This is a genomic window from bacterium, assembly GCA_026398675.1.
In the GTDB taxonomy this organism is placed as follows: domain Bacteria; phylum RBG-13-66-14; class RBG-13-66-14; order RBG-13-66-14; family RBG-13-66-14; genus RBG-13-66-14.
This window is the reverse complement of sequence record JAPLSK010000025.1, coordinates 1-1,703: the sequence shown is the minus strand read 5'-3', so window position 1 is coordinate 1,703 and position 1,703 is coordinate 1. Positions and strand designations below refer to the sequence as shown.

Below are 1,703 nucleotides of genomic sequence, written 5' to 3'. Positions count from 1 at the left end.
AAAACATGTAAATCTTAGTAAGTTATCTTCATGTATAAGCTCCATGTCATTACGGCGACTACCGTTTTCTAGCCACATCCGTGATTTAGGTGGTTTAGAAATTATTTTAGGACAGCTAATCAATTCGTCTATCTCTTCTTGCGTAAGGGATTTCATGCGGTAGCCTCCATCAAGTATTAGATAATGATAAATCCTGTTAAGATCTATCAATGTTTCAAAACCGTCACCAGCTCGTGGTACACCCCGGCGGAGTTCTCGTACCAGCGCCAGAAATCTTTAAAGGTTTGGAACTGCGACGCCGACGGCGTCCCGTCCACCTCATTGAAGAGCATGTTGTAGTCGGCCTTAGTATTGAGGGGCGGGTCGAGGTTGACCAGGTCCACCGACTCGTCGGGAATAAGCCGCCTGAGGACGTCCAGGTTGTCCCCGAAGAAGAGCTTGTTGGTCCTCGGTCATGGAGGCCCTACCCCTTTCCCTTGCGCGACACATAACTGTGCGCCAGGGACGCGATGGCTTTGATCCTGCGCTCGCCCAGCCGCATCGCCGCCTCCACGGTGGAGATGCCCTCTTCCCCGGCCAGGGCGAAGACCTCCCGGAGAAGGTTCGGAATCTGCCTCATCTTGGCGAAGACCCACTGATCGGGGTGGTTCTCCAGCTCCCCGACGACGCTGATGAGCCCGCCGGAGTTGACCACGAAGTCCGGGGCGTAGGTGATTGCGCGCTTGGCGAGTTGGGAGTAGTCGTCCCAGGTGGGGTCGAGCTGGGAGTTCGCCGCGCCGCAGACTATCTTGCCGGCCAGCGGCTCCAGGGTCTCGGGGCCGACGACTCCCCCCTTGCCGCAGGGGCAGAACACGTCCACCGAATCGTCCAGAAGCTCCGCGGCCTCGCGGGGAACCAGGGAGGGCATCCGCTTGAGGACCCTCTCCAGCCGCTCCGGGCTGTGGTCGTGGACCAGGACCCTCGCCCCAGCCTCGAGGAACTTGGCGGCGAGGATGGCGCCCACGGCGCCCACCCCCTGGAGCGCCACGGTCTTCCCGGCCAGGTCCTTCCCCCGGCCCGTCTCGTCCAGGCAGACCCCGAGGCCCATCATCACGCCCGAGGCGGTCACCAGGCTCGGATCGAAGGAGCCCTCGAAGAGGGTTACGCCGGCGACGAACTCGGTCTCGGTGGCCACGTAGGTCAGGTCGAGTGCGCCGGTGCCGACGTCGGGGGCGCCGATGATCCGCCCGCCCAGCCCCTGGATGAAGCGCCCCAGGGCCCGGAAAGCGGCCTCCCGCTTCCCCTCCGCGGGCTGCCGCAGGATGTTGATCTGGCCCCCGCCGTAGTTCAGCCCGGCGGTGGCGCTCTTGTACGTGAGCCCCCGCGAGAGGTGGAGGGCATCCGTGAGGGCCGCCTCCTCGTCGGGGTAGTCCAGGGTGCGGATGCCGGCGATGGCCGGACCCAGGGTGGTGTTGTGGATGACGATTATCGCCTGGAGCTCGACGGCGGGCGCCACGCAGAAGGCTACCTGCTCGTGATCCGCCGTCTCCAGTTTCTTGAAGACTTCCATCGTACCCTCGGATGGAAGGGCAAGGGGCTTAAGCCCCTTGTCTGAGCCGTGCGGGCGGATCAGGCCGCTTTTTTGGTCATCCGGTACCAGCCGATGAGGAAAGGCGCGGCGATGAAGATCGAGGAGTAGGTGCCGACGATCATACCGATCGTCA

The 1,703-nt window shown here is 62.5% G+C and carries 2 protein-coding genes; both read right to left on the bottom strand.

The genetic code is table 11. The annotated features are described in order from the left end of the window. Positions 1 to 206: 206 nt before the first annotated feature. Positions 207 to 383, bottom strand: coding sequence for a hypothetical protein (locus NTW26_00330; protein ID MCX7020720.1), 177 nt, complete (start codon positions 381 to 383; stop codon positions 207 to 209). 80 nt (positions 384 to 463) lie between these two features. Then, positions 464 to 1,549 carry a leucine dehydrogenase gene (locus tag NTW26_00325; GenBank protein MCX7020719.1) on the bottom strand — a complete coding sequence of 362 codons (1,086 nt, stop codon included), beginning with the start codon at positions 1,547 to 1,549 and terminating at the stop codon, positions 464 to 466. Between the last annotated feature and the right edge of the window lie 154 nt (positions 1,550 to 1,703).